Origin of the sequence: Sorangium sp. So ce296 (genome assembly GCF_051529605.1) — a bacterium.
Lineage (GTDB): Bacteria > Myxococcota_A > Polyangia > Polyangiales > Polyangiaceae > Sorangium > Sorangium cellulosum_D.
In genome coordinates, this window is record NZ_CP150325.1 from 13,353,691 (window position 1) to 13,378,940 (window position 25,250).

The window sequence follows — 25,250 nt, forward strand, 5'->3', positions numbered from 1 at the left end:
TCCGGAGGCGCCGCCCGTGGAAATCGCCTGTTGGTCCGAGGGTGAGCCAGGCCAGCTCCGCAGCGGAGCGACGGCGTGAGATCGATCTCGCCGCGGGCGTGCGCCCGGATGGGTTCGACCCTACATGGGCCCATGATCCGCTAAGGACGATGCATGGATGCGTGTTTCATTCAAGTTTCTGTGGGATATTTTTTCTGCATTCAAGTCGTGCGCGTCGATCGCCTGTCGGCAGCGAGCCGGCGCCAGGACGGAACGCCCGCGCTGGGCCGGCGGTCGACGATGTCGACGATGTCGACGACTGATTTGCTGTCTTCGCGTCGCCTTCGTCTATGGCGTTCTTGGCGCCTTTTCGATTTGTCTTCTTCTCTTCCGAGATCCTTTGCAGAGGTCGTGGCCGCGTCCCGAGCGACGAGGGACGAGCGGCGTCCGCGCTCGGTCCCGCGGCGCCGGCGCGTCGAGCGGCTCCGGCTGGCGCCGCGCCGGGGCCGGCCGGCCGAGCGGGCCGCCGCGGCGCGGGCGCCGGCGGCCTTCGCGGGCCTCTCCCCTGCACCGGGCTCGCTCGCGCTCTCGGGCGGCCGGCCGATCCGTGTGCGCGGCTTGCCAGGCCGAAGGTGAGACGGTAGCGTCCGCGCCGCGCGGCGCATCGCCATGCAGGGCGTGACGGCATGATGCGGTAGGGAGAGAAACGGAGATGACGAGCGGGTCCGCTACATGGGTGTGGGCGGCGGCGTGCCTCATGGCCTGCGGATGCACGGCCGTGGCCGGGCTCGACAAGCCGTTTCACCTGGTGGACGGCGGTGGCGCGGGCGGGGAGAGCTCCGGCGGCGGCGGCGGGGCCGGCGGCGGACCCGCCGTGGGGTGCGAGGACGAGGTGAGCGAGGGGTGCGTCTACGCGCGGTGCGGCGCCGTCCCGGCCAGCGCGCCGGGCGGCGTCTACACGCTCGACCCCGACGGCTCCGGCCCGCAGGAGCCGTTTCAGGCCTACTGCGGTGAGGCGGCCGACGACGATCGGTGGGCGCTCGTTTACAACAGCGTCGGCGCGGCGGACGGCGCCACGATCGCGTTCTGGAAGATCCTGTATGCCGACCGGCTCAGCGCCAAGGGGGAGCCGTCGATCGCCGGCAACCATTACCAGCCTTCCCTGTACGTCGTGGGCCGGGAATACCGGGACGAGATCGAGGACATCGCCGGGACGGTCGCCGAGGTCATGCGCGCGACGGCCGAGGGCATCGATACCGCGGACATGCACCTCCTCACGCCGATCCGCGTCTCCGGGGAGGAAGAGCTCTTTACGTGGCAGTTCGCCACCGGGTGGTCGTCGGCGGACTTCGACGCGGACACCAAGGGCGACGGCAACTGCGCGAGCTCCTACGTGGGGGTCACGCAGCACTACGGGCACTGCTTCGTCTACAACCTCGGCGCGGACGACGACGCGCCGATCGAGGACGAGGGCTGGGGGCCGCACGTGAGGACCCTGAGCGCGACGTCGTTCGGGCTCTCGGACGACGGCAGCCCCTACACGCGGGTCAAGCGGATCTCGCGCTGGGCCCGCTGGTGAGCGCGCCCGGCGCGCTCAGGCCGGGTGCGCCACGAGGGGCAGCGACGTCACCCCGCGCATGGAGAGGGCGCGCCGCCACTCCGGCGGCCCGGCCGGGGACAGGCGGCGGACGCGCGGCAAGAGCGCCGTGAACAGGAGGCGAGCCTCGAGGCGCGCGAGCGGCGCGCCCAGGCAGAAGTGGATGCCGTGCCCGAACGGCAGGTGCGTGACCCCGCCCCGGTCGATGTCGAAGCGGTGCGCGTCCGGGAAGTGCGCCTCGTCCCGGCAGGCGGAGCCGATCATCACGAGCACCTTCGCGCCCTTCTGGAGGCGCACGCCGCCGATCTCGGTGTCGGCCATGACGAGCCGGTACACCGATCGCACCGGCGGCTCGTACCGGAGGACCTCGTCGACGAACCTCGAGATCAGCGCCGGCTCCGCGCGCAGGCGATCGAGCACCTCCGGATGCGCGATGAGCTGGAGCGCGCTGTGGTTCAGGAGGTGTACCGTGGTCTCCAGGCCGCCGACGAGGAGCAGGAAGAGGAAGCTCATCAGCTCGGCGTCGGTGAGCGAGTGGCCTTCCACCTGGGCGCGGAGGAGGTCCGTCACCATGTCGTCGGCGGGCGCGCGGCGGCGGCTGGCCAGCACCTCGGTCAGGTACTGCTCCGCCTCTCGCACGGTGGTGCGGATCTCCTCCATGCGCGCGGTCATGTCCGGCGTGACCGGGCTGATGCTGGTGAGGTCGTCGGTCCAGCGCTTGAAGCGCGCGTGGAGGGAGGGATCGAGGCCGAGGAGCTCTCCGATGACGCTGGCGGGGAGCGGCATGGCGAGCGACTCCACCCAGTCGACCGGCTGGCCGAGCGGCAAGCGCGCCGCGATGTCCTCGGCGAACGCGCGCACGCGCGCCTCCAGGCGGGCCATGGCCGCGGGCGTGAAGGCGCGGTTCACGAGCGACCGCAGGCGGCCGTGCGCCGGCGGATCCAGGACGAGCATCGAGTCGCCGAACGGGTTGTGCCCGAGCCACGCGGGCTTTGTGGCGGCGCGGAACCCCTCGGACGAGAACAGCGCGGTGTCCTTGAGGACGGCGATGACATCGTCGTGGCGGGTCACCGCCCAGAAGCCGCCCGGATCGACCTGGCTCACGGGGGCGTCGCGCCGCAGCTCGGCGTAGGTGGGGTACGGGTCGGCGAGCATCGCGGGGGACATCAGGTTCAGCCGTTCGCTCATGGATCGAGGACCTCCCGGGCGGGTCAGGGATGGAGCGGGCATGGTCGCCCGACGCGAGGGCGCGCCGCAAGGCGCCGATCAGCGACCCTGGAGGAAGCCCATCACCGCGGCGCAGAACGCCGGTGCGTCCTCCTCGGGCCACATGTGGGTGGCCCCGCGGGCCACCAGGTGCTGCCCGGGGATGCAGCGGGCCGCCGCGCGGGAGACCACGCTGAACGTGGGCCGCGACAGCTCGCCATGGGCGACGGTCACCGGCACCTTCAGGCCCGCCAGCTGCCCGCACGTGATGGCTGGCGGCTGCGGCTGCGAGAGGAGGAGCGGCATGGTCCGCGCGTTGTCCAGGTTGACGGCCTGTCGCTCCGCGGGCTGAGCGTCGAAATACCCCTGGCGCTGGCCCGACCCGTCGAGCAGGAGCCTCAAGGCCTCTCGGCTGTCGCCGCGCTGCACCGCCCCGAAGACCGGGCCGAACATGGCGTTCAGGTCGTCCCCCAGCGCGCGCAGCTCGGCGGGATCGGTGACGTACGAGGGGACCCCGGGCTCGTAGATGAAAGCGCTCCTCAGCAGCTCGGGGTGGCTCAGCGCCGCGGTCAAGGCCACGTGACCGGCATAGGACCACGCGACCAGGTGGACGGGCCCCGCGTCGAGGCCGCGGAGGAACGCGACGAGATCGTCCGCGTGCGTCTGCACGCCGAACGGGGGCCAGCTCGGGTCCCACGCGCCGGTCCCGAAATAGCGCTGGCTGTAAGCGATGGCCCGGTACCGCTGGCCCACGATGGCGCGGTGACGGTCCCACATCCGATGATCCGAGGCCGCCCCGTGCAAGAACACCACCGGATCGCCCTGCCCCTGCTCTGCATAGGCGAGGCGGGCGCCGTTCGCCTCCATGAACCGAGGTGCGTCGGCGCCGTCCGAGATACCATGTCCCGACAGAGATGCTGATTCCATACCCAGGCGGCGATAGCTCGCTCGAGCTCACGGATCAAACGCCGCGTGAAGATCGTCGGCCGCGGCGCTCGAGCGCTTCACGCCGCTCGTCCGGGCTGGGCGGGGCGTCCCCGGCGCCCTGGGGGAGCGGCGCGCGCTCGATGCCGCGCATCGGCCCCGCGCCGGCGTGCTGCGGCGCGCCGCCGGGCCGTTGACCCGGGACGCGAGGGCGGGCGAAGATCCGGCGATCCCTTTGCGCCGCCCCGCGACACGCTCTCTCGCCGCACTCCTCGCGCTCGCAGCGAGCGCCTGTTCCCGCGGCCCCGCCCCCGGCGCGGACGCGGGCGCTGCCCCGGTCGGCAGCGCGGGCGCCCCGGTCGATCCGCCGGCGCCGCCCGGCGCAGCGCCCGTGCGCGCGCCGGTCCGCGAGGGGGGCGCCCTCGCCCGCGCGGCGCGCGAGGACGCGCTCTACGTGGCCGACGAGGATCACGGCGTCGTCCGCGTCGTGCCGCTGCCGCTCGATCCCGCGCGCCCCGGCGCAGGCGTGCCCGCGCCGGGGCGGCCCGCGCAGGTGCTCGCGCTCGGCGGGCGCGAGGCGCGCGTGCTCGCCACGGTCCGCGACCCGGGGCTCCTGCTCATCTTCCGGCCGGACGCGTCGGCCGGTCTCGTCGAGGTCGGCCGCGTGCCGCTGCCCGCCGACGCGTGGGGCATCGCGGTCACGCCGGACGAGAAGACCGCGATCGTGACGTCGGCGTGGACGCACAAGGTCTCGGCCGTGGACCTCGAGGCCGGGAGGGCGAGGTGGACGGTCGACGTGGCGCGCGAGCCGCGGGGCGTCGCCGTGCTGCCCGACGGCAGCGCCGCGTACGTGAGCCACCTCGTCGGCGCGGATCTCACGCGGATCGACGACCTCGGCGGGGCGCCGAGGGTCCGGCGCGTCGCCTTGCCCGCGTCGCCGCTGCGCGCCCCGTCGGGCGAGCGGCTCGCGGCGTCGCTGGGCTATGCGCTGGCGCTCTCCGAGGACGGGCGGCGGCTGTTCGCGGCGCGGCACGCGCTCGGCGCCATGGGCCACGCCGCGTGGTTCGGCGCGGCGACCGTGGACGTGCTGATCACCGGCCGGGACGAGCCGCTCGCCCCGCCGCACCACGGCAACCTGCCGGTGCTCCGGTCGGCGTTCGCCGAGCAGGTGATCACGCCGGAGAGCGTCATCACGCTGCCGGGCGCGAGCGTCACGCCCGTCACCCAGCCGCGCGCCGCGGTCTACCGCAAGCGCGCGCGCACGCTGCTCGTCGCGGGCGAGGGCGACGACCTCGTGCTCGAGGTGGACGCGACCGCCGTGGATCCGACGCTCGCGATCGTGAAGAGCTACCCGGTCGGCGGCCGCTACGACCCGCACGTCCGCGTGGCCGGCACGTGCGGCGCGCCGACCGGCCTCGCGCTGTCCGCGGACGAGGCGACGGCGTGGGTGTTCTGCCGCTCGACCGGCGACGTGGCGGCGCTCCGGCTGCACGATCCGGCGGCGGGCTCGGGCGCGGCGCCGGCGGGTGCGGTCGCGACGGGAGCGTCCGGCGCGGCGCCCGCGGCGGAGGGGCCGGCGGCGCTCGTGCACCTCGCCGACGATCCGCTCGGCCCCGAGGTCGCGAAGGGGCGCCGGCTCTTCTACTACGCGCTCGACGGCACGGTGAGCGGCAATCTCGGCTGCGCGGGGTGCCACCCCGACGGGCGCGACGACGGGTACGTCTGGCGCGAGGCGACCTTCAGCACGGCCGATGGCGAGCATGCGAATTTCGTCGGCCGGCCGGAGAACATCCCGGAGGTCGCGAAGAGGAAAGGGTTTCCGCGGCGCACCCCGATGCTCGCCGGCAACGTCGGCGCGGCCGGGCCGTACGGCTGGCACGGCGAGAGCGAGGATCTCGTCGGCAGGCTCCAGACGGGCATGGGGCTGCACCGCTGGGGCGGGCTGCCGATCGACCACACGCCGGCCGGCCTCGCGGCCAGGGCCACGTACCTCGCGATGTTCCTCCGCCGGGGCCTGGTGACGCCGCCGCGCGGCGACGGGGCGCCCGACGAGCGGGCGAAGCGCGGCCGGGAGATCTTCCACAGCGACGAGGCGAAGTGCTCGCGCTGCCACGTGCCCGCGAGCGATTACACCGATCGCACGGCGTACCCGATGCCGAAGCGGCCGCCGCTGCCGGGGTACGACGAGGATCCGCGCCCCGAGTACAAGACGCCGTCGCTGCGCTTCGTGGGCGGGCGGCCGCCCTACCTGCACGACGGGCGGGCCGGCACGCTGGCGGAGCTGATCGAGCAGAACGCCGACTGGATGGGCAAGACCAGCCACCTGTCGCCCGAGGATCGGGCGGCGCTCGTGGCGTTCCTGGAGACGCTATGAGGCTGCGCTTCGCGTGGATCGCCTGGATGGCCGCCGGCATGGCCGGCGTCCTGGCGGCGGCCGGCACCTCCGGCGCGCAGCAGGACGGCGCGCGTTCGGCCGCTGCCCCGGCGAGCGCGCAGCAGGACGGCGCGCGCTCGGCCGCAGCGACCGACGCCGGCGAGGAGCGGCCCCTCGACGCCGAGCCGTTCCCCGCCGAGCCGTCGAAGCAGCCCACGGCCGCCGAGTGGAAGGCCGCGCCGCGCGTCCGCCTCTCCCGCACCGGCCCCGCGGCCGCGGGCTGCCGCGCCTACCGGATGAGGGAGTGGCTGCGCATCCGCTGCCCCGAGCTCACCGCCTCGGCCATCTCGCTGCTCGGCGGGAAGACCGAGGGCGTGGCCTTCTGGATCGATCCGCCCCGCGGCGGCAGCGAGCTCCCCCGCGGCGGCGAGGTGATGTTCCCGATCCGGCGCGGCGATCGGCGCGTGATCCAGATCCTGACCTTCGGCCCTGGCTACGACGGGCCGTTCACCTTGTTGCCGGCGATCGTCGTCCAGGAGCAATGGCTCGGCGACGAGCCGGCGCCGACCGTGACCGCCTCCTGAGGCACCATGCGATCCCACAGCACGCCCCTCGTCCTCTCCGCGCTGTTCTTCCCTGCCGTCGCGTGCGGCGTCTTCGCCGCCGGGTGCGGCGCCTCCCCGGCCGCGCCCCCGCCCGACGGGCCTTCGCCCGTCACACAGGCGGCGGCGCCGCCGAACGCCTCCGGCGGCGCGGCGACCGCCCCGGCGTCGCCCCAGCCCGGGTCCGACGCGGCCCCGGCGCCCGCCGGCGCCAGCGCGACCGCCGCGCAGGCCGGCGGCGATATGGCCGCTGCGCAGGCCGGCAGCGGGCAGGCCTCCGCCCCGGCGTCGCCCCCCTCGGACGGATGCCCGGACGGCATGGCCCGGGTCCCCGGCGGCAGCTTCGTGATGGGCCCGCTGAAGGTGAAGGCCGCCGTGGCCGACCTTTGCATGGACAGAACCGAGGTGACCGCCGAGGCCTACGCCGCGTGCGTCAAGGCGGGCAAGTGCACGGATACGTTGGCGAATTGCGCCCAGGAGGCGTCGACGTACGGCGTCGCCGGGAAGGAGAAGCAGCCGATGGTCTGCGTCGACTTCGCGCAGGCCGAGGCCTACTGCGCGGCCCAGGGCAAGCGGCTGCCGCGCGACGACGAGTGGGAGTGGGCGGCCCGCGGCGGCGAGGAGGCGCGGCCGTACCCGTGGGGCGGCGAGGTCCCGAAGGATCAGCTCTGCTGGTCCGGCGGCGGCACCGTGCGCAAGACCGCGTGCGACGTGGGGAGCTTCCCCGCCGGCGCCAGCCCCCAGGGCATCCAGGACCTGGCCGGCAACGTCTTCGAGTGGACGACGAGCGCCAACGACGGCAAGGGCAAGATGCGCGTCGCCCGCGGCGGCAGCTGGCGCGACGGCATCCCGCCGCTCGTCAGGACGGCGCGGCCCGGCGGCTTCGAGGCGACCTACCGCTGCGGGTTCCTCGGCATCCGCTGCGTCGTCGAGCCGGCGGCGCAGGCGGCCCCGTAGCGTAGATCGAGATCGCGCCGCGTCAGCCGGCGTCCATCGGGTCCGGCGGATCCGTCGCCCGGCGCCGTTGCGCTACGTCGCGTTCGGATCGGCGAGCCAGGTCGCCAGCGCTTCCGCCGAGAACGAGATCAGCACCTCCGCCACCCGGGTCTCTTGCAGCCGGGCGAGCCGCTCCCCGAGGGCCGCGGTCTCCGCCTCGGTAAGCGGCCTGCCGAGCCGGAGCTCGCACATCCGCGCCGTCAACCGAAGCCGCGTGCGCTGCTCCGCCTCCCTCCTCGCCTCCTCCGCGCGCTGCTCCGCCTCCTTCAGCGCCTCCTCTGCGCGCCGCTCCGCCTCCTTCTTCGCCTCCTTGACCGCCTCCTTCAGCCCCGCTTCCACCCCCGCTTCAACCTTCCGCGCGGTGAACTGTTCGAACCATTCCCGGGTTTCCATGATGAAATCCCTCTCCACGGAGGGCAGCCCTGGAAGGAGCTGCTCCGGCACCTCGAAGCTTAACCGAACGAGCCACGGCATCGCCACCCGGCGCTCCCAAGCGTCCTCGGGGAGCGCCGCGAGATCCCGCAGCGCCGCTCGGCGCACCCGGGGCGCGCCGAGCAAGCGCAGCAGCACCGTCCCCCGCACGCGCGGCAGCTCCGCGATCACCACGGCATGGATCCGCCACCCCGGCGCCGGCCCCGCATAGAGCCCCTCCAGCCCGGAGGCGTCCTGCACGAAACCGAAGTCGCGCAGCACCCCGTCCGGGCGCCCGGCGCTCACGATCCACGCCGACGGCAGCTGGAGCGCGCGCTCCGCTCGCAGCTCGAGCGTGTGGTGCCACTGGTAGCGCTTGCGCATGCAGCCGTGGAGCTCGGCCGCGCCCGGCGCGGCGCTGAACACCTCCACCATCCCCGCCTCGGCCGCCATCGAGCGGAGCAGGCCCGGCTCGATCTCGGGGTGCGCGCGCAATAGCGCCGGATCGGGCACGTGCCAGACGTCGATCCGCTGGGCGTCCCCGGCCGGCACCTCCACCTCGGTCTCGGCTGCGCCCACGAGCACGAAGAAGTCCCGGAGGATGTTCTTGGCGAGCTGATCGAGCCGGAAATGCATGATTGCCGCCGATACCACACCAGGGCTCCAACGGACACTTTGCGGTATCGCGCGCGTCGTCACGAGCGGTGTCGAGGGGCATTACGGAGACCACACAATTTCATTCGCACATTCGATCGACACCGATGCTCGGCCGCGTCTGGCGCGCCGGCCCGGGCCGAGACGACCGTCTGGCGCCCGGGGGCGCCGAGGGCGCGACCCGCGGCCGCCTGCGCCGCCCGAGGCGCGGCTTGCGTTCCGGCCCGGCGCGGCGCACCTTCGCGCCCAGCCACCATGCACAGCGACGATCCCTACGTGATGCCCGCCTACGTCAAGCTCCTCGTGGCCGACGCGGAGCGCTCCGCCTCGTTCTTCGAGCTCCTCGGCTTCACCCGCGTTCACCAGGATCCGGTGTTCGTTCACCTGCGCTGGGCGCGCTATGCCGATCTCTTCCTCGTGGCGACGCCGCCGGGGGTCTCGCTGGCCGGCCAGCGCGGCCTCGGCGTCATCGTCTGCTTCAGCGCGACCGGCGACCTCGGCATCGAGACCATCGCCGCGCGCGCCGCGGCCGCCGGCGCCGCCGTCGATGGCCCGCGCGACCAGCCGTGGCATACCCGGGAGGTCGTCGTCACCGACCCGGACGGCTACCGCCTCTGCTTCGTCGAGCCGAGCACGTCGCTGCAGGGCTGACGTCCCCGCCCGCGCGCACCGGAGCCGAGCCGCGGGGCGAGCGCGGGCGAGGCGCCCGACAGCGCCGGCCGGGCAGCCCCCACCATCACCTCGATCGGCGAAACCCGCCCGGCGCTCCCGCGTAGAGGGAGCGCGCGGCGAGGAGCGCCGGCCTCAGCGCCTGGCGTGCGCCGCAGAGGGGATGTCGCGGGCGGGCGGTCCGCTCCGAGCACGAGGCAGGAAGGCGGGCTGAGAGACCCAGGGTCTCCTCGGCTCGCCGCCTGCACGTGAGTTCCTCGTGGGCGGATGCGACGCCCCGACCTCGCCGCGCGACGCCACCGACGAAAGGAGATCCCATGATCGTTCGCACTGCATTGCTCTCCCTGTTCACGTTCCTCGCCAGCGCCGCGGCCGTCGAGCCGCTCGCGCGCGCCGACGAGAGCTGCCGCGCTCTCGTCCAGGACAGGGTGTCTCGGATCTACGGCCAGCTGGGGTGGGAGATCGACATGACGATCCACCGCGACGGCGTCCGGCAGGTGACGCACTCCAGAGGATGGCTCAAGAGAACGGACGGCGGCGCCCTCGTCGGCCGCGCGGATCAGCTGTTCTCCGATCGCAGCTCCGCCGCCGATCCGGACCAGCGGTTCGACGCCGAGAGCGCCGACGAGCTCACCATCGACGTCTCGTCGACTGGCGTCCTCCACATCCGGTATTTCCCCTGGAGGTTCGACACATCCTGGGACATGGCCTGCCAGGGCCCGGTCATGACCAGGTACATCCCCGGCATCGGCGTCGTGACGCTCACGTTTCACCGGAACATCACCATCCCCTTTTGATCCGAGCCGCCCTGCTCGCGGCGCCGCCGAGCGCGCCCATGGCCTCGTCGCGCCCTGGGTCCGATCCGTGTCGCTCGTCACGGCGCCTCGCGCGCGCAGGCTCCTGCTCCCTGCGCGCCCTCCGGGGCCCGCCTCGGCGGGCTCCGGAGGCGCGCTCACCGCCCCGCTTCTCCCCCGCCCCCTCGACCCTCGCGGCGAGCGCCGCGGGTGAGAGCGCGCGATCCAGGAGATCGGCTCCGCAAGGCTCGCGGACGCACCGGCGGGCGAGGCCGTCCTCGCGAGCGGCGGCGCCGGGCGCGCTCGTGTATCATCGCCCGGGCATGTGGTCGGAGCCGTCGCATCCGAGGCAAATCGGGCGGTATCTGCTCTACAGCCCGATTGCGTCCGGCGGGATGGCGTCCGTGCACCTCGGCCGGCTCGTCGGCGAGGCGGGGTTCGCGCGCACCGTGGCCATCAAGCGGCTGCACCCCCAGCTCGCCGCGGCGCCCGAGATCGCCGAGAGCCTGCGCGACGAGGCCCGCATCGTCGCGCGCATCCAGCACCCCAACGTGGTCGCCACGATCGACCTCCTCGTCGCCGAGGACGAGGCGTTCCTGGTCATGGACTACGTGCGGGGCGAGTCGCTGGCGCGCCTGCTCCGGGCGGCGCGCGACCGCGGCGCGCCGGCGCCGATCCCCGTCGTCGCGAGCATCGCGTGCGGAGCGCTCCACGGGCTGCACGCGGCCCACGAGGCGCGCAGCGAGTCCGGCGAGCCGCTCGGCATCGTGCACCGCGACGTCTCGCCCGAGAACGTGCTCGTCGGCGTCGACGGGACGGCGCGGCTGCTCGACTTCGGCATCGCCAAGGCGCGCGGGCGGCTCAGCACCACCCGCGGCGGGCAGATCAAAGGAAAGCTGGCTTATATGGCCCCCGAGCAGATCCTCTGCGGCGAGGTGACGCGGAGGACCGACGTGTTCGCGGCGGGCGTGGTCCTCTGGGAGGCGCTCGCGGGCCAGCGGCTGTTCGACGGCGGCGACGAGGCCGCGATCCTCGGGGCCGTGCTCGAGCGGCCGATCCCGCCCCCGAGCTCGCTCGCGGCGCACGTGCCGCCGGCCCTCGACGCGATCGTCCTCCGGGCGCTCGAGCGGAACGCCGAGGGCCGCTACCCGACCGCCCGCGAGCTCGCGATCGCCGTCGAGGACGCGGTCCCGCTCGCGTCGCCGCGCGCGGTGGGCGAGTGGGTGGAAGAGCTCGCCGGCGACGCGCTCGCGCGGCGGGCGGCCCGCGTCGCGGAGATCGAGGGCGCCTCGGCGGCGGCCCCCGGCAGCGCGGCGCTGGCCGGCGCGGGGACGCCGGCGCGCGGCGGGTCGAGCGAGCCCGGCATGCAGAGCGGCCGCGAGCCCGGCAGCGCGCGCGGGCGCGACCTCCAGAGCGGGCGCGACCTCCAGAGCGGGAGCGACCTCCAGCGCGGGCGCGACGAGCCCCGGTCGACGGGCCCGCGCGCAGGCGGCCTGGCCGAGACCGCGCCCGCGATCCCGACCAGCGCCCTCGATGAGGTCGTCCTCGCGGCGGCGCCCCCGCCGGGATCCGCCACGTCCAGCGGGCTCTCCGTGGCGCTCTCCCCGGGAGACGGCGGGCCGCGCGACGTTCCGCCCGCCGCGACGTCGAGGCGCGCGCGGCCGGTCCTCGCGCTGCTCGGCGCGGTGCTCCTCGGCAGCGCGGCGGCGCTCGCCGTGCAGTGGGCGCGCCGCGGCCCGCCCGGGCCGGAGAACGCAGCGAGCGCGGCCCACACGCCCGCGGCGCAGCCCGCCGGCGCCGGCGCGCCGGGCGCGCCACCGGCCTCGGCCCAGCCGGCACCCGGCCCGGCGGACGTCACGAGCGCCACGCCCGCCGCTCCCGTCCCGCCGCCGGCGCCGAGCCCCGGCAGCGCGGCGACCACGCCGCCGGCACCGAGCCCGGGCAGCGCGGCGACCACGCCGCCGGCGCCGGGCGCCGCCGCGACCGCGCCCGCCCGCAAGCCGGCGCGCACCGCCGCGAGCGCGCGCGCCCCCGCGCCCGCGCCGCGTCCGGCCGGCGCCGACGCCCAGCGCTGCTCTCCGCCCTACACCGTGGACAAGGCCGGCATACGCCGGCTCAAGCCCGAGTGCATGTGACCCGATGAACGCCTCCTCTCCCGCCCGCGCGCGGCCCGCGCGCCCGCTCGCCCTCGCCGTCGCCGCGGCGCTCGCCCTCACCGGCGCCCGCGCTGACGCCCAACCTCACAAGCGGGCGTGCGCCGCCGCCTACGAGCGCGCGCAGGGCCTCCGCCGCGACGGCAAGCTCCTCGCCGCGCGGGAGGCGCTCATCGCCTGCTCGCAGCCCACCTGCCCGGCGGCCGCCGTCGCCGACTGCGGGCCATGGCTCGCCGAGGTCGAGAAGAGCCTGCCCACCGTGGTCATCGCCGCGAAGGACGCGCACGGGCGGGAGCGGCTCGACGTGCGCGTGCTCGTGGACGGGCGCCCCCTCGCCGCGGCGCTCGACGGCAAGGCGCTGCCGGTCGATCCCGGCCCGCACACCTTCCGGTACGAGCCCGCGTCGGGGCCCGCCGTCGAGGAGCGCGTGCTGATCCGCGAAGGCGAGAAGAACCGCGCCATCACCGTGACCCTGGGCGCATCCTCGGCCGGCGCGCCGGCCTCTCCGCCGCCGCCGGCGGCCGCGCCGACGCCCGCCTCGACCGGCTCGCCCCCCGCCCCGCCCACGCCGACGGCCGCGCCGCCCGCGCCCACGGCCGCGCCGCCCGCGCCGACGGCCGCGCCGCCCGCGCCGACGGCCGCGCCGCCCGCGCCCACGGCCGCGCCGCCCGCCCCGCCGGCCGCCCCGTTCGAGGAGCCCGCGGTCCCCGGGCTCGTGTGGGCTTCCGGCGCCCTCGGCGCCGCGGGGCTCGCCGTGTTCGTCGTCGCCGGCGCGCTCTCGCTGAGCGCCGAGGCCGACCTGCGCGCCACGTGCGCCCCGCGCTGCCCCGGCGACGACGTGCGCGCCATCCGCGTCCAGCACGCGATCGCCGACGTCGGCCTCGGCGTGGGCGTCCTCGCTCTCGGCGCCGCGACGTGGCTCTACCTGACGCGGCCGGCCGCGGCGAGGCCGCCGAACGCCGGCGCCGCCGCGCCCGGACCGGCGCTGCGGCCGTTCGTCGCCGGCGCCGCCGCGGGCGTCGAGGGGGCCTTCTGATGCGCCTCCGGCCGGCCCACGCCGCCGCGGCCGCCCTCGCGGCCGCCCTCGCCTCGGCGTGCACGCTCGTACGCCCGCTGCACGGCCTCACCTGCGAGCCGGGCGCCGCGAACGCCTCGTGCCTGTACGGCCAGCCCTGCGAGGCCGACGCCGACTGCGCGACGTCCTCGTGCGTCACCGACGTCTGCCAGTGCCCCGTCGGCATGGTGACGATCGAGAGCTCGTTCTGCGTCGACCGGACCGAGGTGTCGAACGCCGCCTACCGCGCCTTCCTCGCCGCGCAGCCGGACGTCGCCGCGCAGGAGCCGTTCTGCCTGTTCAACGACAGCTTCGCGTTCGACACCGGGCCCGGCGCGCCCGACGTGTGCAAGACGCGCCGCGAGGACGATCTGCACCCCGCCACCTGCGTCGACTGGTGCGACGCCCGCGCTTACTGCAAGAGCCTCGGCAAGCGCCTCTGCGGCGAGATCCACGGCGGCCCGCTGCCCTACGGCGGCGACACGGCGCAGGGCGAGTGGTTCGAGGCGTGCAGCCACGGAGGCACGCTCCAACACTCCACCGGCGAGCTCGACACGGAGCACTGCAACGGCGACGGGGTGGCGACCGTGCCGGTCGGCGACGACGACAGCATGGCGTGCGAGGGCGGCTATTTCGGCCTGCAGCACATGAGCGGCAACGTCCGCGAGTGGGAAGACGCGTGCTCGGACGACACCGGCCCAGGCGACCTGTGCCGGACCCGGGGCGGAGCGTTCGACAGCGGGGGCTCGCCCGACGAGCTCCGGTGCGACGCGCGCGACGTGCGGGAGCGCGCCGACACGGATCACACGATCGGGTTCCGCTGCTGCAGCGGCTAGCGGCGCGCGCGAGGAACCCCGCCAGGGCTCGCTGACCCGGCGGTACGAATTCCGACGGCGACGGAGCGCGCTGGCTGCGAGCCGCGGGCCGAGGGCCTCGAGCGGGCGCGCATCCGGGGGCTGAAGGACACCTGCGAGCGCGGCCCCGCCGAGGAGCGCCCTCCCGACGGGGCGCCTCGGGCCGGCAGCGGCGCGGCCGCCGGGCAGCGAGCGATGAAGGCGACGACACGCGATGTCAGCCGCGGCGGGCGGCGCGCATAAACCTCTCTCGAGGACGGTGAGGCGTTCGCGGCGATCCCGCCCGGCGCAGGCCGACTGGCGAGGCTCGGAACAGCCTTGCTCGAGTCCAGCCACACCGGGCGCACGCCGCCCGCGAGCTCCCTCATCCAGCGCGGAGCCGTCGCGCTCGGCGCGTCCGAGCGCTCGCCGGCCCGTGCGATTCGATTCGACATTTCATGCAGCCAGCAGAACGAAGAACACATTCGATGAAACACAAATTCGCTTTCGTGCAGCCGGAAGAACGAAGGACACATTCGATGAAACATAAATTTGCATCGCTCGTCATCCGCCATGCCGCCGCCTCCATCGCCACGATCTCCGCCGCCCTCGCCGGCTGCGGACCGAGCGAGCCGGGCTACGAAGCGGCCGCGAACGAGGAGCCGCTCGCGTCGACCCACGACGCGCTCCAGCTGGTCGGCACCCCCTGGCCCGGCGGCTGGGTGCCGGTGTGTTACCATATCGACGACGTGGTGCCCAACGCCGAGCGAGAGCGGCGCTTCCAGTACTTCGCTCGAGCCCGCGACGCGGTCGACAATTCGTGGCAGCGGGCGGCAGACATCAAGTTCGAAGACTGGGGCCCCTGCGGCTCGAACACGAACGGCTATCTCGTCGTCCACCTCACCGCGAGAGGCAACAGCAGCAGCGGGGTGGGCTATCCGGGGCCCAGCAGCGCGCGGCACATGACGCTCGACACGGCCGACAGCCGCGTCGAGGTCGTCGCCATGCACGAGTTCGGACACGCGCTCGGCTTCTCGCACGAGTTCGACCGCGACGACTGGACGGGGCAATGCATGAAATGCACGTCCGATGCCCAGTGCGCGAGCGGAGACGGCAAGGTCTGCCTGCCGAGCGGCTACTGCGGCGTCGCCCACCCCGGCGCCAGCAAAGCGACGCCGGTGGCCGACACCGACTCGATCATGGCGGCCACGTATTGCGGCAATCTGGCCGACACGAGTCGGACGCTGTCTCCCTGGGACGTCATCGGCGCACAGAACGTCTATGGGCGCAAGCACGGCGGCTCGATCGTGGGGCTCGGAGGCCGCTGCCTGAACATCGACGGCGGCACGGCCGAGTGGGGCAAGAACCTCCTCGCGTGGCAGTGCATGAACGCCCCCAACGACACATGGTCGAAGCTGCCGCACTCCTCCGGCGGGAACCACCTCCGGGCGACCCTCGACGGAGAGATGCTCGCCATGAACGTCAGCGGCGGCGTGGTCTCGCCGACGTCTGGAACGCCGCTCATCTCGTGGGGTCTGATCGATGGCGCGCCCAACGAGCTGTTCTCGTTCGAAGGCATGCGCCTGCGGGCCATGGGCAACATGTGCGTCGTCGCCACGGGCACGACAGCCGGCGCGATGCTCGAGGTGCGCCGCTGCGGCGAGGTGCCGTCGACGCGCGAGCGCTGGACGGCGACGGCGACGAGCCGGCTGCAGTTGACCGGCACCAACCTCTGCGTCGACGTGCCGCCCGGCACCCCGGCCCTCGGCACGCGGCCGACGCTGAAGCCGTGCATCAACACCGCATCGTACCAGTCGTTGAGCTTTCTCGCCGGCGAGATCAAGGCCACGTTCGCCGTCGACCGGTGTCTCAACGTATCCGGCGGCATGCCCGTACCGGGCTCCCCCATCGTCTTGTGGGACGGCTGCGGCCAGGGCCTCTACAACGAGTACTTTTACCTGAACGGTCCTATCAAGTCGCTCGGGCAGTGCGTCGATATCTTCGGCGGCGCTTCGTATCCCGGCGCGCAGGTCGGCATGTACCCGTGCTGGCCAGACGCGGCCAACCAGGACTGGGACTTCCACTGGCGCTGAGGGGCAACGCTCCCGCGCTCACCGCCGGAGGTTGTACTTGTCCAGCTTGTAGAGCAGCGCGCGCCGGGAGATGCCGAGCCGCTTCGCCGCGCGCGTCTGGTTGTTCCCCTCGGCGGCGAGCGCGTCCTCGATGCTCTTCTTCTCCAGCTCGGCGAGGCGCGCCGGCATCGGCGCGCCCTCCGCCGGCGCTCCCACGCTCGCCGGCGCTCCCACGCTCGCCGGCGCCCCCACGCTCGCCGGCGCTCCCACGCTCGCCGGCGCGCCCACGCTCGCCGGCGCCGCGTCGGCTCCGGCCACGGTGGCCGGCAGGTGCTCGACCTCGATGACGCCGCCCTCGGCCAGCACCACGGCGTGCTCGACCGCGTTGCGCAGCTCGCGCAGATTGCCGGGCCACGCGTGCGCCTCGAGCAGCCGCATCGCGGCGGGCGCGAACCGCGGCGCCGGCTCCCCCATGCGCTCGGCGACCTGCTGCGCGAAGCGGTGCGCGAGCAGCGCGATCTCGGCGCGCCGCTCGCGGAGCGGCGGGACGCGGAGGACGAACGTGCTGATGCGGTAGTAGAGATCCTGCCGGAACCGCCCGGCCGCCACCTCGGCCGGGAGATCCCGGTGCGTGGCGCACACGACGCGCACGTCGAGCTCGATCTCCTGCGTGCCGCCGATGCGGGCCATGCGCCGGCTCTCGAGGACGCGCAGCAGCTTGGCCTGCATGGCGAGGGGCAGCTCGCCGACCTCGTCGAGCAGCAGCGTGCCGCCCTGCGCCGCCTCGAAATAGCCGATCTTGCGGCGATCGGCCCCGGTGAACGCCGCCTTCTCGTGGCCGAAGAGCTCGCTCTCGAGCAGCGTCTCGGGCAGCGCCGCGCAGCTGAGCCGGACGAACGGGCCGCCGGCGCGCGGGCTCGCGCGGTGGATCTGCTCGGAGACGACCTCTTTCCCCGCGCCCGTCTCGCCGAGGACGAGGACCGTCGTCTGCGCGCGCGCGAGGCGCTGCACCACCTGGAAGACCTTCACCATCGCCTCGTCCGCGACGACGAAGCCGGCGCCGGAGAGCGCGTCCGCCGCCCCGGCCGGCGCGGCCTCCGCCGGCGCGGGCCGCGAGAGCAGCGCTGGCGCGGCGATCGCGACGACGATCTCGGCCGGGCCGACGCGGATCACGTCGCCGCCGGCGAGGAGCCGCTCGCCCCCGCGCACGGCGGCGCCGTTCACCGACGTGCCGTTGCGGCTCCCGAGATCGACGAGCTCGAGGGCGTCGCCGCGCCGCGCGATGCGCGCGTGGTTGCGCGAGACGCGGGGGTCGTCCACGCAGACCGTCGACTCCGGCGCGCGCCCGATCGCGACCGCGTCGCCGTCGGTCAGGTCGATGACCCGCGCCGCGCCGTCGCCGGTGCGCACGATGAGCGACGCCTGCCCCTGCGGCGTCCGGCCTCCCGCGCCCTCCGCGGCCTCGAGCTCGGTCGCGACCTCGGCCCCGAGGGGCGGCGGCGCCTCGCCGGACGGAGGGGCTGGCTGTCGACGAGGGTCTCGCTCCGCCATGCCGTCCGAAGGATGCGCACGTGTACGAAGCTTGCGCAACCCTCAGCGACGGCGCCGCGCGGCGCGGGCGCGAGATCGCGGGGAGAGGCGCCGTCCGCGCGCTGGCCTCCGCCTTGCAATGCCGCTCCGGCGCGCACGGAGACGATGCGGGAGCCGCCGTCGCCGGGAGCCATCGCGGGGACCGGTGCGTCGCGAGACGCCCTGCGCCGACGTGCGCCGAGCTTCACGAGCCCACGAACCAGGAGAGAATCCATGACTTATTCCAGCCGTCCGGCGTCCGCTCTCGCGATCCGCAGCGCGCTTTGCCGCGCCCACGCCGTCGTGTGCTTCACCGCCGCGCTCGCCGCCGCCGGGTGCGGCGCGGATCCCGCCGTCGACGCGGAGGTCGCCTCGGGGGCGAGCGGCGACGCGGTCAGCGGGGCCTTCACGATGGCGTGCTCGAAGCTGACGGTGAGCCGCGGCAGGATCGGCGCCGGGCAGACGGCCGCCGCGCTCGCGACGGCCGATCTCACGGGCGAGCAGGACGTGTGGAGCAAATACGTCGAGTTCGCGCCGAGGACGAGCGCGACGTGCGAGTACGCGCTCCCCGCGGGCACGTCGGCGGCGCAGCTCTCGTCGCTCGCGCTGGGCGTCAACTACCGCGGCCCGGCGAAGTCGGCGATGCGCTGGACCTTCGAGGCCTGGGACGCGGCCGCCGGCGCGTGGGTCCCGATCGGCGACAACGCGTTCGCGGGCGACTGGTCCTGGACGAGCGCGAGCCTGAGCCTGCCGGCGCCTCATGCGAGGTTCGTGTCGGGCGGGGCGCTCAAGATCCGGTATGCGACGGCCAGCTCCGCCGACAGCTCGCAGCTCGACCATCTCGTCCTCACGGGCGCGACCGGCGGCGGCTCGACCGGCAGCGGCGGCTCCGGCGGCAGCGGCGGCAGCGGCGGCAGCGGCGGCAGCGGCGGCAGCGGCGGCTCCGGCGGCAGCGGCGGCTCCGGCGGCAGCGGCGGCTCCGGCGGCAGCGGCGGCTCCGGCGGCAGCGGCGGCTCCGGCGGCAGCGGCGGCTCCGGCGGCTCCGGCGGCTCCGGCGGCAGCGGCGGCTCCGGCGGCAGCGGCGGTTCCGGTGGCGGTACCGGCGTCTGGGTGCCCGCCCCGGGGACGACGTGGCAGTGGCAGCTCACGGGCACCATCGACACCAGCCTGGACGTCGCCATGTACGATATCGACCTCTTCGAGGCCCCGCAGGCGACCATCGACGCCCTGCGCGCGGCCGGGAAAAAGGTGATCTGCTACTTCAGCGCGGGGAGCTCCGAGGACTGGCGCAGCGACGCGTCGAGGTTCCCCGCCGCGGCGCTCGGCAACCCGCTCGACGGGTGGCCCGGCGAGCGGTGGCTCGACACCCGCAGCGCCGGCGTGCGCGACGTCATGAAGGCCCGGCTCGACCTGGCGGTGCAGAAGCGCTGCGACGGCGTGGAGCCCGACAACGTCGACGGCTACACCAACGGCTCCGGCTTCCCGCTCACCGCGGCGACGCAGCTCGACTACAACCGCTTCCTGGCCGCCGAGGCGCACGCGCGCGGGCTGTCCATCGGCCTGAAGAACGACCTCGATCAGGTGAGGGACCTCGTCGGACACTTCGACTGGGCGCTCAACGAGGAGTGCCACGCGTACGACGAGTGCGAGATGCTCACGCCGTTCATCCGCGCCGGCAAGGCGGTCTTCCACGCGGAGTACGTCGCCGCGTCGCAGGCGAACGCCGTCTGCGCCGACACGAAGCCGCTCGGGCTCTCGACGCTGATCAAGCGGCTCGATCTCGACGCCTGGCGCGTCGCCTGCCCCTGAGCCGCGAGCGCTGGCCGCCCACCGGCGGCCAGCGCCATCGCCCGTCAGCCGCTCACTCCCCCCTCACCTCCAGCACCTGCGCTCCGGAGAAGCTCTGCTGCTCCGGCTGGTAATACGGGTGCACCTCGGCGCCGCCGTCCTCCGCCCGGACAGGCATCGTCGCCTGCAGCCGGTAATCGAAGCTCGCCGCGCCGCCCGCGGGGATCTCCTTCACGTACAGGATCAGCTGCTTGCCCGTGATCTCGAACCTCGAGAGCTGTCCCGCCGCGATGTACTGCTGGAGATCCTCGGTCAGGACCTGGAAGCCCGGCGGGAGCCCCACCGTCACGAGGATCATGCTCTGCGCCGAGCTCGTCGTGTTCCGGACGTCCACCGACGCGGTCACGATGTCGTTCACGTACAGCGCGGTCTTGTCGTAGCTCACGCTGACCGAGAGCGGCCCTCCCCCGTCGCTCGGGACCGCGCTCCAGGGCAGGTGGTGGCGGCTCACCAGGTTGTAGCTGAGCTTCCCCTCCCCCTCGAACGCGAGCGTGACCTCGTGCGCGCCGGTGGTCGCGAGGTGCGTGAGGTCGACCGTGGTCATGACGTCGGCCTGGTCCTCGCGCAGGGCGACGGTGCTCACCGCCTCGCCGTCGACCGCGACGGCCAGCGACCCCACGGCGCCCTCGCTGCCCTTGCTCGCGGCGAGGAGCAGCGTCCGCAGGCTCCAGATCGTCGCCTGGGTGGAGCCGAAGTTGCCGTTCGCGTCCTTCGACTCGGTCAGGAACTTCACGCCGCCGTCGGCGCTCGACCGGTGCGCGTCCGCGGAGAGCAGCGCGTGCGCCGCGAGCGCGGTGGTCGTGACCTTGGCGTCGTCCCCGACCTCATAGAACGCGGTCTGCGTGCCGCCGTCGTCCCAGAAGATCGCGCCCACCTCGGCCGTCTTGCGCTCGTCGAGGGCGTCGAGCACCCGGTCGGTCAGCGCGCCGGAGGGCGCGGCCACGGCGAGCGCGTTGGCCGCGATGGCGAGCGTGTACAGGTCGTCGGTCGCCGGCTGCAACGACCTGCCCAGGTACTCGAGCCCCCGCGCGATCTCGGGCCCCTCGTACCCCGCGCTCGCGAGCGCCCAGAGCACGAAGGCGCTGTTGCGGAGCGTGCCCGTGTGGAAGCTGAAGAACTCGGTCTGATCGCCCTCCCACGTGCCGTCCGTCTTCTGCTGGCCGGCGAGCCACGCCACGGTGCGGGCGAGCATCGCCTCGTCCACGGCGTGCACCTTGATCATGTCGGCGAACTCCATGACGCCGAACGCGGTGACCGACAGGTACGGGTGCCCGTCCTGCTCGCCGAACCACGAGAACCCGCCGCCGGCGTGCTCGAAGGTGAGCAGGCGCTGGTAGCCCGCCGAGATCAGCGACTCGGCCTTCATCTGGATCTCCGGGGTGATCTGGCCCGTCTGCTTCATGTACTGCGTCACGAGCACGTTGGGCCAGGTGGTCGAGGTGGTCTGCTCGAAGCAGCCCGACGGCACCTGGAGCATGCTGTCCATGCCGCTCACGACCTGCGACAGGAACGCGGGGTAGATCTCGAGATAGAGCTGGTTCGAGCCGACGACCGCGCCCTCGGGGAACGACAGCGCGTGGGTGACGCTGCCCGCCTCGACCATCCCGGACTTGCTCTCGGCGAACGGCTTGCCGTCCGGGACCACGCGCACGGTGCGCGCCACGGCGTCGGCGCCCTCGGTGCCCCGCGCCGTGACCGTGAGCGCGTTGACGCCCACCGTGTCCACGCGCACGGGGAACCGGACGCCGCGCACCTCGCCCGGCGCGAGCGACACCTGCGCGGTCGTCGCGCCGAGCGCGGTGTACCAGCTCCCCGGCTGGAGGCTGAGATCGACCGTCTGCGGCGTCTCGAGGTAGTTGTAGACGGCGATCGGGAACTCGACCTCATCGCCGCGCGTGAGCGTGGCCGGGAAGCTCACGTCGACGAAGAAGTCCTGGAACACCTTGAAGCCGCTCTGCACGCCGCCGAGCTTGCCGTCGGCCGAGTTCGCGAGCGCGGAGAGCCGCCACTCGGTGATGCTGTCCGCGAGCGGGATGCTCAGGGTCGCCGTGCCGTCGGAGTTCGTGATCACGCTCGGGTTGACATACAGGGTCTCCGGGAACTCGCGCCGGACGCGCGGCCCGCTCTCGCCGCCGCCGCCGGGGTCCCCGACGACGCCGCCGCCGCCCGCCCCGGCGCTGGCGCCCCCGTTGGCCCAGTCGCCGTCGCCTTCGGCGGCCTCGGGCCAATTCGGCGCGGGCACGTCCACCCCGAGATCGGCGAACTCGAACGCGATCGCCGCGTCGTCCGCGCTCTGCGCGACCTCGTCGGGCCCCGACGAGAGCACCGTGAGCCCGCTCCAGGTGGAGCTCACCCGGTACGCGTTGCCCCACACGTCGAAGGCGCGGAGGCGCTCGGCCATCCGGCCCGCGAACAGCGCGGTGACCTCGCCCTGCCCGTCGCAGTAGTACTGCGTTGGATCGCAGCCGAGCTTGCGAACGTCCTCCACGGCGGCCGCCGCGGCCTCGGCGAGCACGGGCCGGAGCGCGCCCCGCTGGCGCTCGTAGAACGGCTCGAGCTCGGTCTTCACCTTCGCCAGCACGGCCGGCCAGGTCCGCGCCTGGAGGCCGGTCACCGACGTGCCGGCGAGCGCGGCGAGCGACGCCTGGGTCGTGCGCTGCGCGGCCTCGGCCTGCTCGGGGTCCTCGCTCGCGGTCGCGCTGAACAGGAGGTTCTGGAGGTTCGCCGAGGGGCCGCGGATCTGGTAGCTCGGCTTCGCGAACTCGTCCTCCAGCTCGAAATAGGTGCGGAGCAGCCCGGGCTGCGCGTCGACCAGCGCGAAGACGGCCTGATCGACGACCTGCACGCCGACCGCCGCGACCTTCGGGTTGCCGGCGTCGTCCTTGACCGAGAGCCGCAGCGTCGCCGTCTCTCCCGGCGCGTACAGGGGCTTGTCGGCGTCGACCTCGATGCTCAGCGCCGAGTCGCCCCGCGCGAAGACGGTGCGGCCCGAGCGCACCAGGTTGCCGTCGTCGTCGACCAGGTACGCCTCGACCCGGTTATTGCCGAGCAGCCCGGCGTCGACCGGCATGCTGAAGCGGGCGCGCCCGCCCTCGAGCTCGAGAGAGCGCATGTCGACCGCCTGGCCGTCGTTCAGCCAGTCGACATAGACGCTGCCGGTCTCCTCGCTCGACTCGATGGCGACCTCGATGGTCTCGCCGGCCTCGTACACGGCGCGATCGGTGCGCACGATCAGGTGCTCGCCGCCCGCCTGGGCCGCGAACGAGAACTTCTGCTGCACCGCCTTCTCACCCACCGTCGCTCGGACCGAGAACTCGCCGTCCGCCGCGCCGACCGGCGGGGTGAAGCTCACCGCGGCCTGGCCGAAGGCGTCGGTGCGCGCGGTGAGCCGCGCGCCGTCCGGCGCCGTGATGACCGCATCGATCTCGGGGAGGGGCTCGCCGAGCGGATCCGTGACGAAGAGCAGCAGGGTGTTCGGGACCCCCGGGACGAGCTCGCGCGCCTCGGGCACGAGCACGAGGGAGGCCACGTCCGCGGCGACCTTCACCGGGATCGCCTTGGTGACCTCCTGCCCCGCCGTGTCGGCGACGGTGATCGTGAGCGTCACCGCCGCGTCGCCCTGCTCCAGCGGCAGGCCCGCGAGGTGCTGCGGCAGCGTCAGGCTGAACCCGTAATGCCCTTGGGCGTCGAGCGTGCCCATGATGCGCTGGAACGTCGTCTGACCGACGTCCAGCGACGCCGCCTCGATGGTCACGCTGCCGCCGGCGACGTCCTTGCCGAAGAAGTAGCGCGCGTCGATGGTGCCGGTCAGCGTGTCGCCCGCGCTGTACCAGGGCCGGTCGGTCTTCACGGCGACCTCGAACTTCGGCAGCGCGTACTGCCCCACGGTGACGGTCTTCTCCGTCGTGGTCTCGCCGCTCACGAGGCGCACCTTGAACTCGCCGACGTTCACGATCGATCCGATCTGGAACGTCGTGGCGGCCACGCCGAAGGCGTCGGTCACGATCGGCTTCTTGAAGATCTTGTTGCCCTTGCCGTCCTCCACCTCGAACGTGACCGGCGCGCGGGCGAGCGGCGCGTTGTTCCCCCGCTCGAGCGCGAGCGCGCGGAGGTGGATCGTCTGGCCGGGCTTGTAGAGCGGCTTGTCGGTGGTGAGGAGCAGCTTCGGGCCGGGGCCCTCGACGGTGACGCGCTCGTCGACGACCGCGCTCACGCCGAAGCCGAGCGCCCGCGCGGAGACGGGGAGGTCGCCGAGCTCGCCGGGCTCCACCTCGAACACCGCGGCGCCCAGCGCGTCGGTCGTCCCGCGGAGCTCCCGCGCCGCGGCCCCCTCGCCCACGGCGAGCTCGACCTCCACGCTCGGCACGGGCTGGTGGCTGAAGGCGTCCGTCGCGCGCACGCGGTAGCTCGCCGCGCGCCCGCGCACCACGCGCGCCGGCCCCTCGAGCTGCACGTCGTAGGGCGGGATGACGCGCAGCAGGCTCCGCGTCACGAGCAGCCCCTTCTCCGACCCGTCGTCGATGCGCACGAGGTAGCGCGCGAGCCCCGGCTGCGCGCTCACGGCCGGCGCCGGCAGGCGAGCCTCCGCGGTCGCCGCGGCCGAGCTCGAGATGTCGACGTCCACCTCGGTCGTGCCTCGTTCCTCGTCCGCGGCGAGATCGACGAGCGTCACGCGCAGGTGGCCGCGCGTCGCCCCGGCGGTCAGGTTGCGCACCGGGATCTGGAGGCGCAGGTCGCCCTCCTCGATCACGCCCCGCAGCTTCGCCTCGTCGACCTCGATCGTCCCGTTTCGCGGCTGATCGGGGCGGCCGAAGGGCGGCTCGACCTCCTCATCGGAGGAGCAAGCCGCGCCCGAGCCCGCGCCCGCGAGCGTCAGCGCCAGCACGGCCAGCAGGTGGGGTGAGCTCCAGCGTCGGCGAAATGCATCGAAGCGTGCGCGCATGAATCCAGTCCTCCCGAACGGCGCTGGCACACCCCAGCGGCCGGCGCGTAGGTTGCATGGGATGTACCAGGCTATCGAAGCAGCAATTCCGCGGGAATAGACGCGGGTCGTCCCGGGGGCTGTGCCACCTTGTGCCCCGGATCCGGCTCCCCGGAGGGCCTCCAGCGCTGCTCTCGTGGGGGCGGGCCCCGCGCTCGCGGCGGGGGCGACGGGACGACGGCGCGTCGCGGCCGCACGTGGCCTGGTCGGAAGGCGCGGCCGCCGTGAAGCGCGTCATCGATGGTGGCGGCCCAACAGGAGCCGATAGCAGTGGTCAAATTCGAACATGAAGGCGGGAAGGCGGGAAGAAACCTTAATGATCTTCCCGCCTTCCCGCCTTCATGTGGACTCTCTCTGGGCAAAGTTGACCACGACCGAGCCGATGGCCGTGCACAGGACAGCTGGTCTTGGCCACATCGCCTATCGAGATCGCGTGTTCGCATTCGCCCCCTCCATCACATCACGCGGGCCCGGTCCATGGGACGGGGTCGCCCGCTCGGCGCGCGACATCGGCGGCGGTGCGCGAGGCGGACG

At 74.1% G+C, this 25,250-nt stretch carries 16 protein-coding genes; 11 read left to right on the top strand and 5 right to left on the bottom strand.

The window, feature by feature from the left end:
* The first annotated feature begins 691 nt into the window (after positions 1 to 691).
* Positions 692 to 1,558 (top strand): fibrinogen-like YCDxxxxGGGW domain-containing protein, encoded by an 867-nt coding sequence (locus WME98_RS49315; RefSeq protein ID WP_437948453.1) that lies wholly within the window; start codon positions 692 to 694, stop codon positions 1,556 to 1,558.
* A gap of 15 nt (positions 1,559 to 1,573) precedes the next feature.
* Here the strand turns inward: WME98_RS49315 and WME98_RS49320 are convergent, their stop codons facing one another.
* Positions 1,574 to 2,764 carry a cytochrome P450 gene (locus tag WME98_RS49320; RefSeq protein ID WP_437948454.1) on the bottom strand — a complete coding sequence of 397 codons (1,191 nt, stop codon included), beginning with the start codon at positions 2,762 to 2,764 and terminating at the stop codon, positions 1,574 to 1,576.
* 78 nt (positions 2,765 to 2,842) lie between these two features.
* Complete coding sequence (locus tag WME98_RS49325) at positions 2,843 to 3,709, bottom strand: alpha/beta fold hydrolase (protein ID WP_437948455.1); 867 nt, start codon at positions 3,707 to 3,709, stop codon at positions 2,843 to 2,845.
* A gap of 388 nt (positions 3,710 to 4,097) precedes the next feature.
* On the opposite strand from WME98_RS49325, the gene WME98_RS49330 reads away from it, so the two are divergent.
* Genes WME98_RS49330 through WME98_RS49340 form a run of 3 tightly spaced genes read left to right on the top strand, consistent with a single transcriptional unit; the run spans position 4,098 to position 7,639 of the window.
* Positions 4,098 to 6,080, top strand: a complete 1,983-nt coding sequence (locus WME98_RS49330) for a hypothetical protein (protein WP_437948456.1) — start codon at positions 4,098 to 4,100, stop codon at positions 6,078 to 6,080.
* Positions 6,077 to 6,664 carry a hypothetical protein gene (locus WME98_RS49335; protein WP_437948457.1) on the top strand — a complete coding sequence of 196 codons (588 nt, stop codon included), beginning with the start codon at positions 6,077 to 6,079 and terminating at the stop codon, positions 6,662 to 6,664. The genes WME98_RS49330 and WME98_RS49335 overlap by 4 nt, the downstream gene beginning before the upstream one ends.
* A gap of 6 nt (positions 6,665 to 6,670) precedes the next feature.
* Positions 6,671 to 7,639 (top strand): formylglycine-generating enzyme family protein, encoded by a 969-nt coding sequence (locus WME98_RS49340; protein WP_437948458.1) that lies wholly within the window; start codon positions 6,671 to 6,673, stop codon positions 7,637 to 7,639.
* Between the two features lie 72 nt (positions 7,640 to 7,711).
* On the opposite strand, the gene WME98_RS49345 is transcribed toward WME98_RS49340, so the two are convergent.
* Complete coding sequence (locus WME98_RS49345) at positions 7,712 to 8,743, bottom strand: hypothetical protein (RefSeq protein ID WP_437948459.1); 1,032 nt, start codon at positions 8,741 to 8,743, stop codon at positions 7,712 to 7,714.
* 255 nt (positions 8,744 to 8,998) lie between these two features.
* Here WME98_RS49345 and WME98_RS49350 point away from each other — a divergent pair, with 255 nt between their 5' ends.
* The 6 genes from WME98_RS49350 (at position 8,999) to WME98_RS49375 (ending at position 16,339) form a co-directional block, all read left to right on the top strand.
* On the top strand, positions 8,999 to 9,394 hold the full coding sequence (locus WME98_RS49350) for a VOC family protein (protein ID WP_061626224.1): 396 nt from the start codon (positions 8,999 to 9,001) through the stop codon (positions 9,392 to 9,394).
* A 335-nt stretch (positions 9,395 to 9,729) separates the two neighbouring features.
* Positions 9,730 to 10,209 (top strand): hypothetical protein, encoded by a 480-nt coding sequence (locus WME98_RS49355; RefSeq protein WP_437948460.1) that lies wholly within the window; start codon positions 9,730 to 9,732, stop codon positions 10,207 to 10,209.
* A 392-nt stretch (positions 10,210 to 10,601) separates the two neighbouring features.
* Positions 10,602 to 12,341, top strand: coding sequence for a serine/threonine-protein kinase (locus WME98_RS49360; RefSeq protein WP_437948461.1), 1,740 nt, complete (start codon positions 10,602 to 10,604; stop codon positions 12,339 to 12,341).
* A 4-nt stretch (positions 12,342 to 12,345) separates the two neighbouring features.
* Entirely contained in the window at positions 12,346 to 13,395 is a 1,050-nt protein-coding gene (locus WME98_RS49365; RefSeq protein WP_437948462.1) for a hypothetical protein, read from the top strand.
* Positions 13,395 to 14,249 carry a formylglycine-generating enzyme family protein gene (locus WME98_RS49370; protein ID WP_061621597.1) on the top strand — a complete coding sequence of 285 codons (855 nt, stop codon included), beginning with the start codon at positions 13,395 to 13,397 and terminating at the stop codon, positions 14,247 to 14,249. Before WME98_RS49365 ends, WME98_RS49370 begins: the two co-directional genes overlap by 1 nt.
* Before the next feature lie 536 nt (positions 14,250 to 14,785).
* Positions 14,786 to 16,339 (top strand): hypothetical protein, encoded by a 1,554-nt coding sequence (locus WME98_RS49375; protein WP_437948463.1) that lies wholly within the window; start codon positions 14,786 to 14,788, stop codon positions 16,337 to 16,339.
* A gap of 18 nt (positions 16,340 to 16,357) precedes the next feature.
* On the opposite strand, the gene WME98_RS49380 is transcribed toward WME98_RS49375, so the two are convergent.
* A complete protein-coding gene (locus WME98_RS49380) occupies positions 16,358 to 17,869 on the bottom strand; it encodes a sigma 54-interacting transcriptional regulator (RefSeq protein WP_437948464.1) in 1,512 nt (503 codons plus the stop codon).
* A gap of 252 nt (positions 17,870 to 18,121) precedes the next feature.
* On the opposite strand from WME98_RS49380, the gene WME98_RS49385 reads away from it, so the two are divergent.
* The gene (locus WME98_RS49385) at positions 18,122 to 19,696 is read left to right on the top strand and encodes an endo alpha-1,4 polygalactosaminidase (protein WP_437948465.1); all 1,575 of its coding nucleotides are present in this window, start codon (positions 18,122 to 18,124) and stop codon (positions 19,694 to 19,696) included.
* 52 nt (positions 19,697 to 19,748) lie between these two features.
* On the opposite strand, the gene WME98_RS49390 is transcribed toward WME98_RS49385, so the two are convergent.
* A complete protein-coding gene (locus tag WME98_RS49390; protein ID WP_437948466.1) occupies positions 19,749 to 24,677 on the bottom strand; it encodes an MG2 domain-containing protein in 4,929 nt (1,642 codons plus the stop codon).
* Positions 24,678 to 25,250: the final 573 nt, after the last annotated feature.

What these genes read in the sequence shown, in the direction of transcription:
- WME98_RS49315 (WP_437948453.1), top strand. Translation starts at nt 692, where the DNA reads ATGACGAGCGGGTCCGCTACATGGGTGTGGGCGGCGGCGTGCCTCATG.
- WME98_RS49320 (WP_437948454.1), bottom strand. Translation starts at nt 2,764, where the DNA reads ATGAGCGAACGGCTGAACCTGATGTCCCCCGCGATGCTCGCCGACCCG.
- WME98_RS49325 (WP_437948455.1), bottom strand. Translation starts at nt 3,709, where the DNA reads ATGGAATCAGCATCTCTGTCGGGACATGGTATCTCGGACGGCGCCGAC.
- WME98_RS49335 (WP_437948457.1), top strand. Translation starts at nt 6,077, where the DNA reads ATGAGGCTGCGCTTCGCGTGGATCGCCTGGATGGCCGCCGGCATGGCC.
- WME98_RS49340 (WP_437948458.1), top strand. Translation starts at nt 6,671, where the DNA reads ATGCGATCCCACAGCACGCCCCTCGTCCTCTCCGCGCTGTTCTTCCCT.
- WME98_RS49350 (WP_061626224.1), top strand. Translation starts at nt 8,999, where the DNA reads ATGCACAGCGACGATCCCTACGTGATGCCCGCCTACGTCAAGCTCCTC.
- WME98_RS49355 (WP_437948460.1), top strand. Translation starts at nt 9,730, where the DNA reads ATGATCGTTCGCACTGCATTGCTCTCCCTGTTCACGTTCCTCGCCAGC.
- WME98_RS49360 (WP_437948461.1), top strand. Translation starts at nt 10,602, where the DNA reads ATGGCGTCCGTGCACCTCGGCCGGCTCGTCGGCGAGGCGGGGTTCGCG.
- WME98_RS49365 (WP_437948462.1), top strand. Translation starts at nt 12,346, where the DNA reads ATGAACGCCTCCTCTCCCGCCCGCGCGCGGCCCGCGCGCCCGCTCGCC.
- WME98_RS49370 (WP_061621597.1), top strand. Translation starts at nt 13,395, where the DNA reads ATGCGCCTCCGGCCGGCCCACGCCGCCGCGGCCGCCCTCGCGGCCGCC.
- WME98_RS49375 (WP_437948463.1), top strand. Translation starts at nt 14,786, where the DNA reads ATGAAACATAAATTTGCATCGCTCGTCATCCGCCATGCCGCCGCCTCC.
- WME98_RS49380 (WP_437948464.1), bottom strand. Translation starts at nt 17,869, where the DNA reads ATGGCGGAGCGAGACCCTCGTCGACAGCCAGCCCCTCCGTCCGGCGAG.
- WME98_RS49385 (WP_437948465.1), top strand. Translation starts at nt 18,122, where the DNA reads ATGACTTATTCCAGCCGTCCGGCGTCCGCTCTCGCGATCCGCAGCGCG.
- WME98_RS49390 (WP_437948466.1), bottom strand. Translation starts at nt 24,677, where the DNA reads ATGCGCGCACGCTTCGATGCATTTCGCCGACGCTGGAGCTCACCCCAC.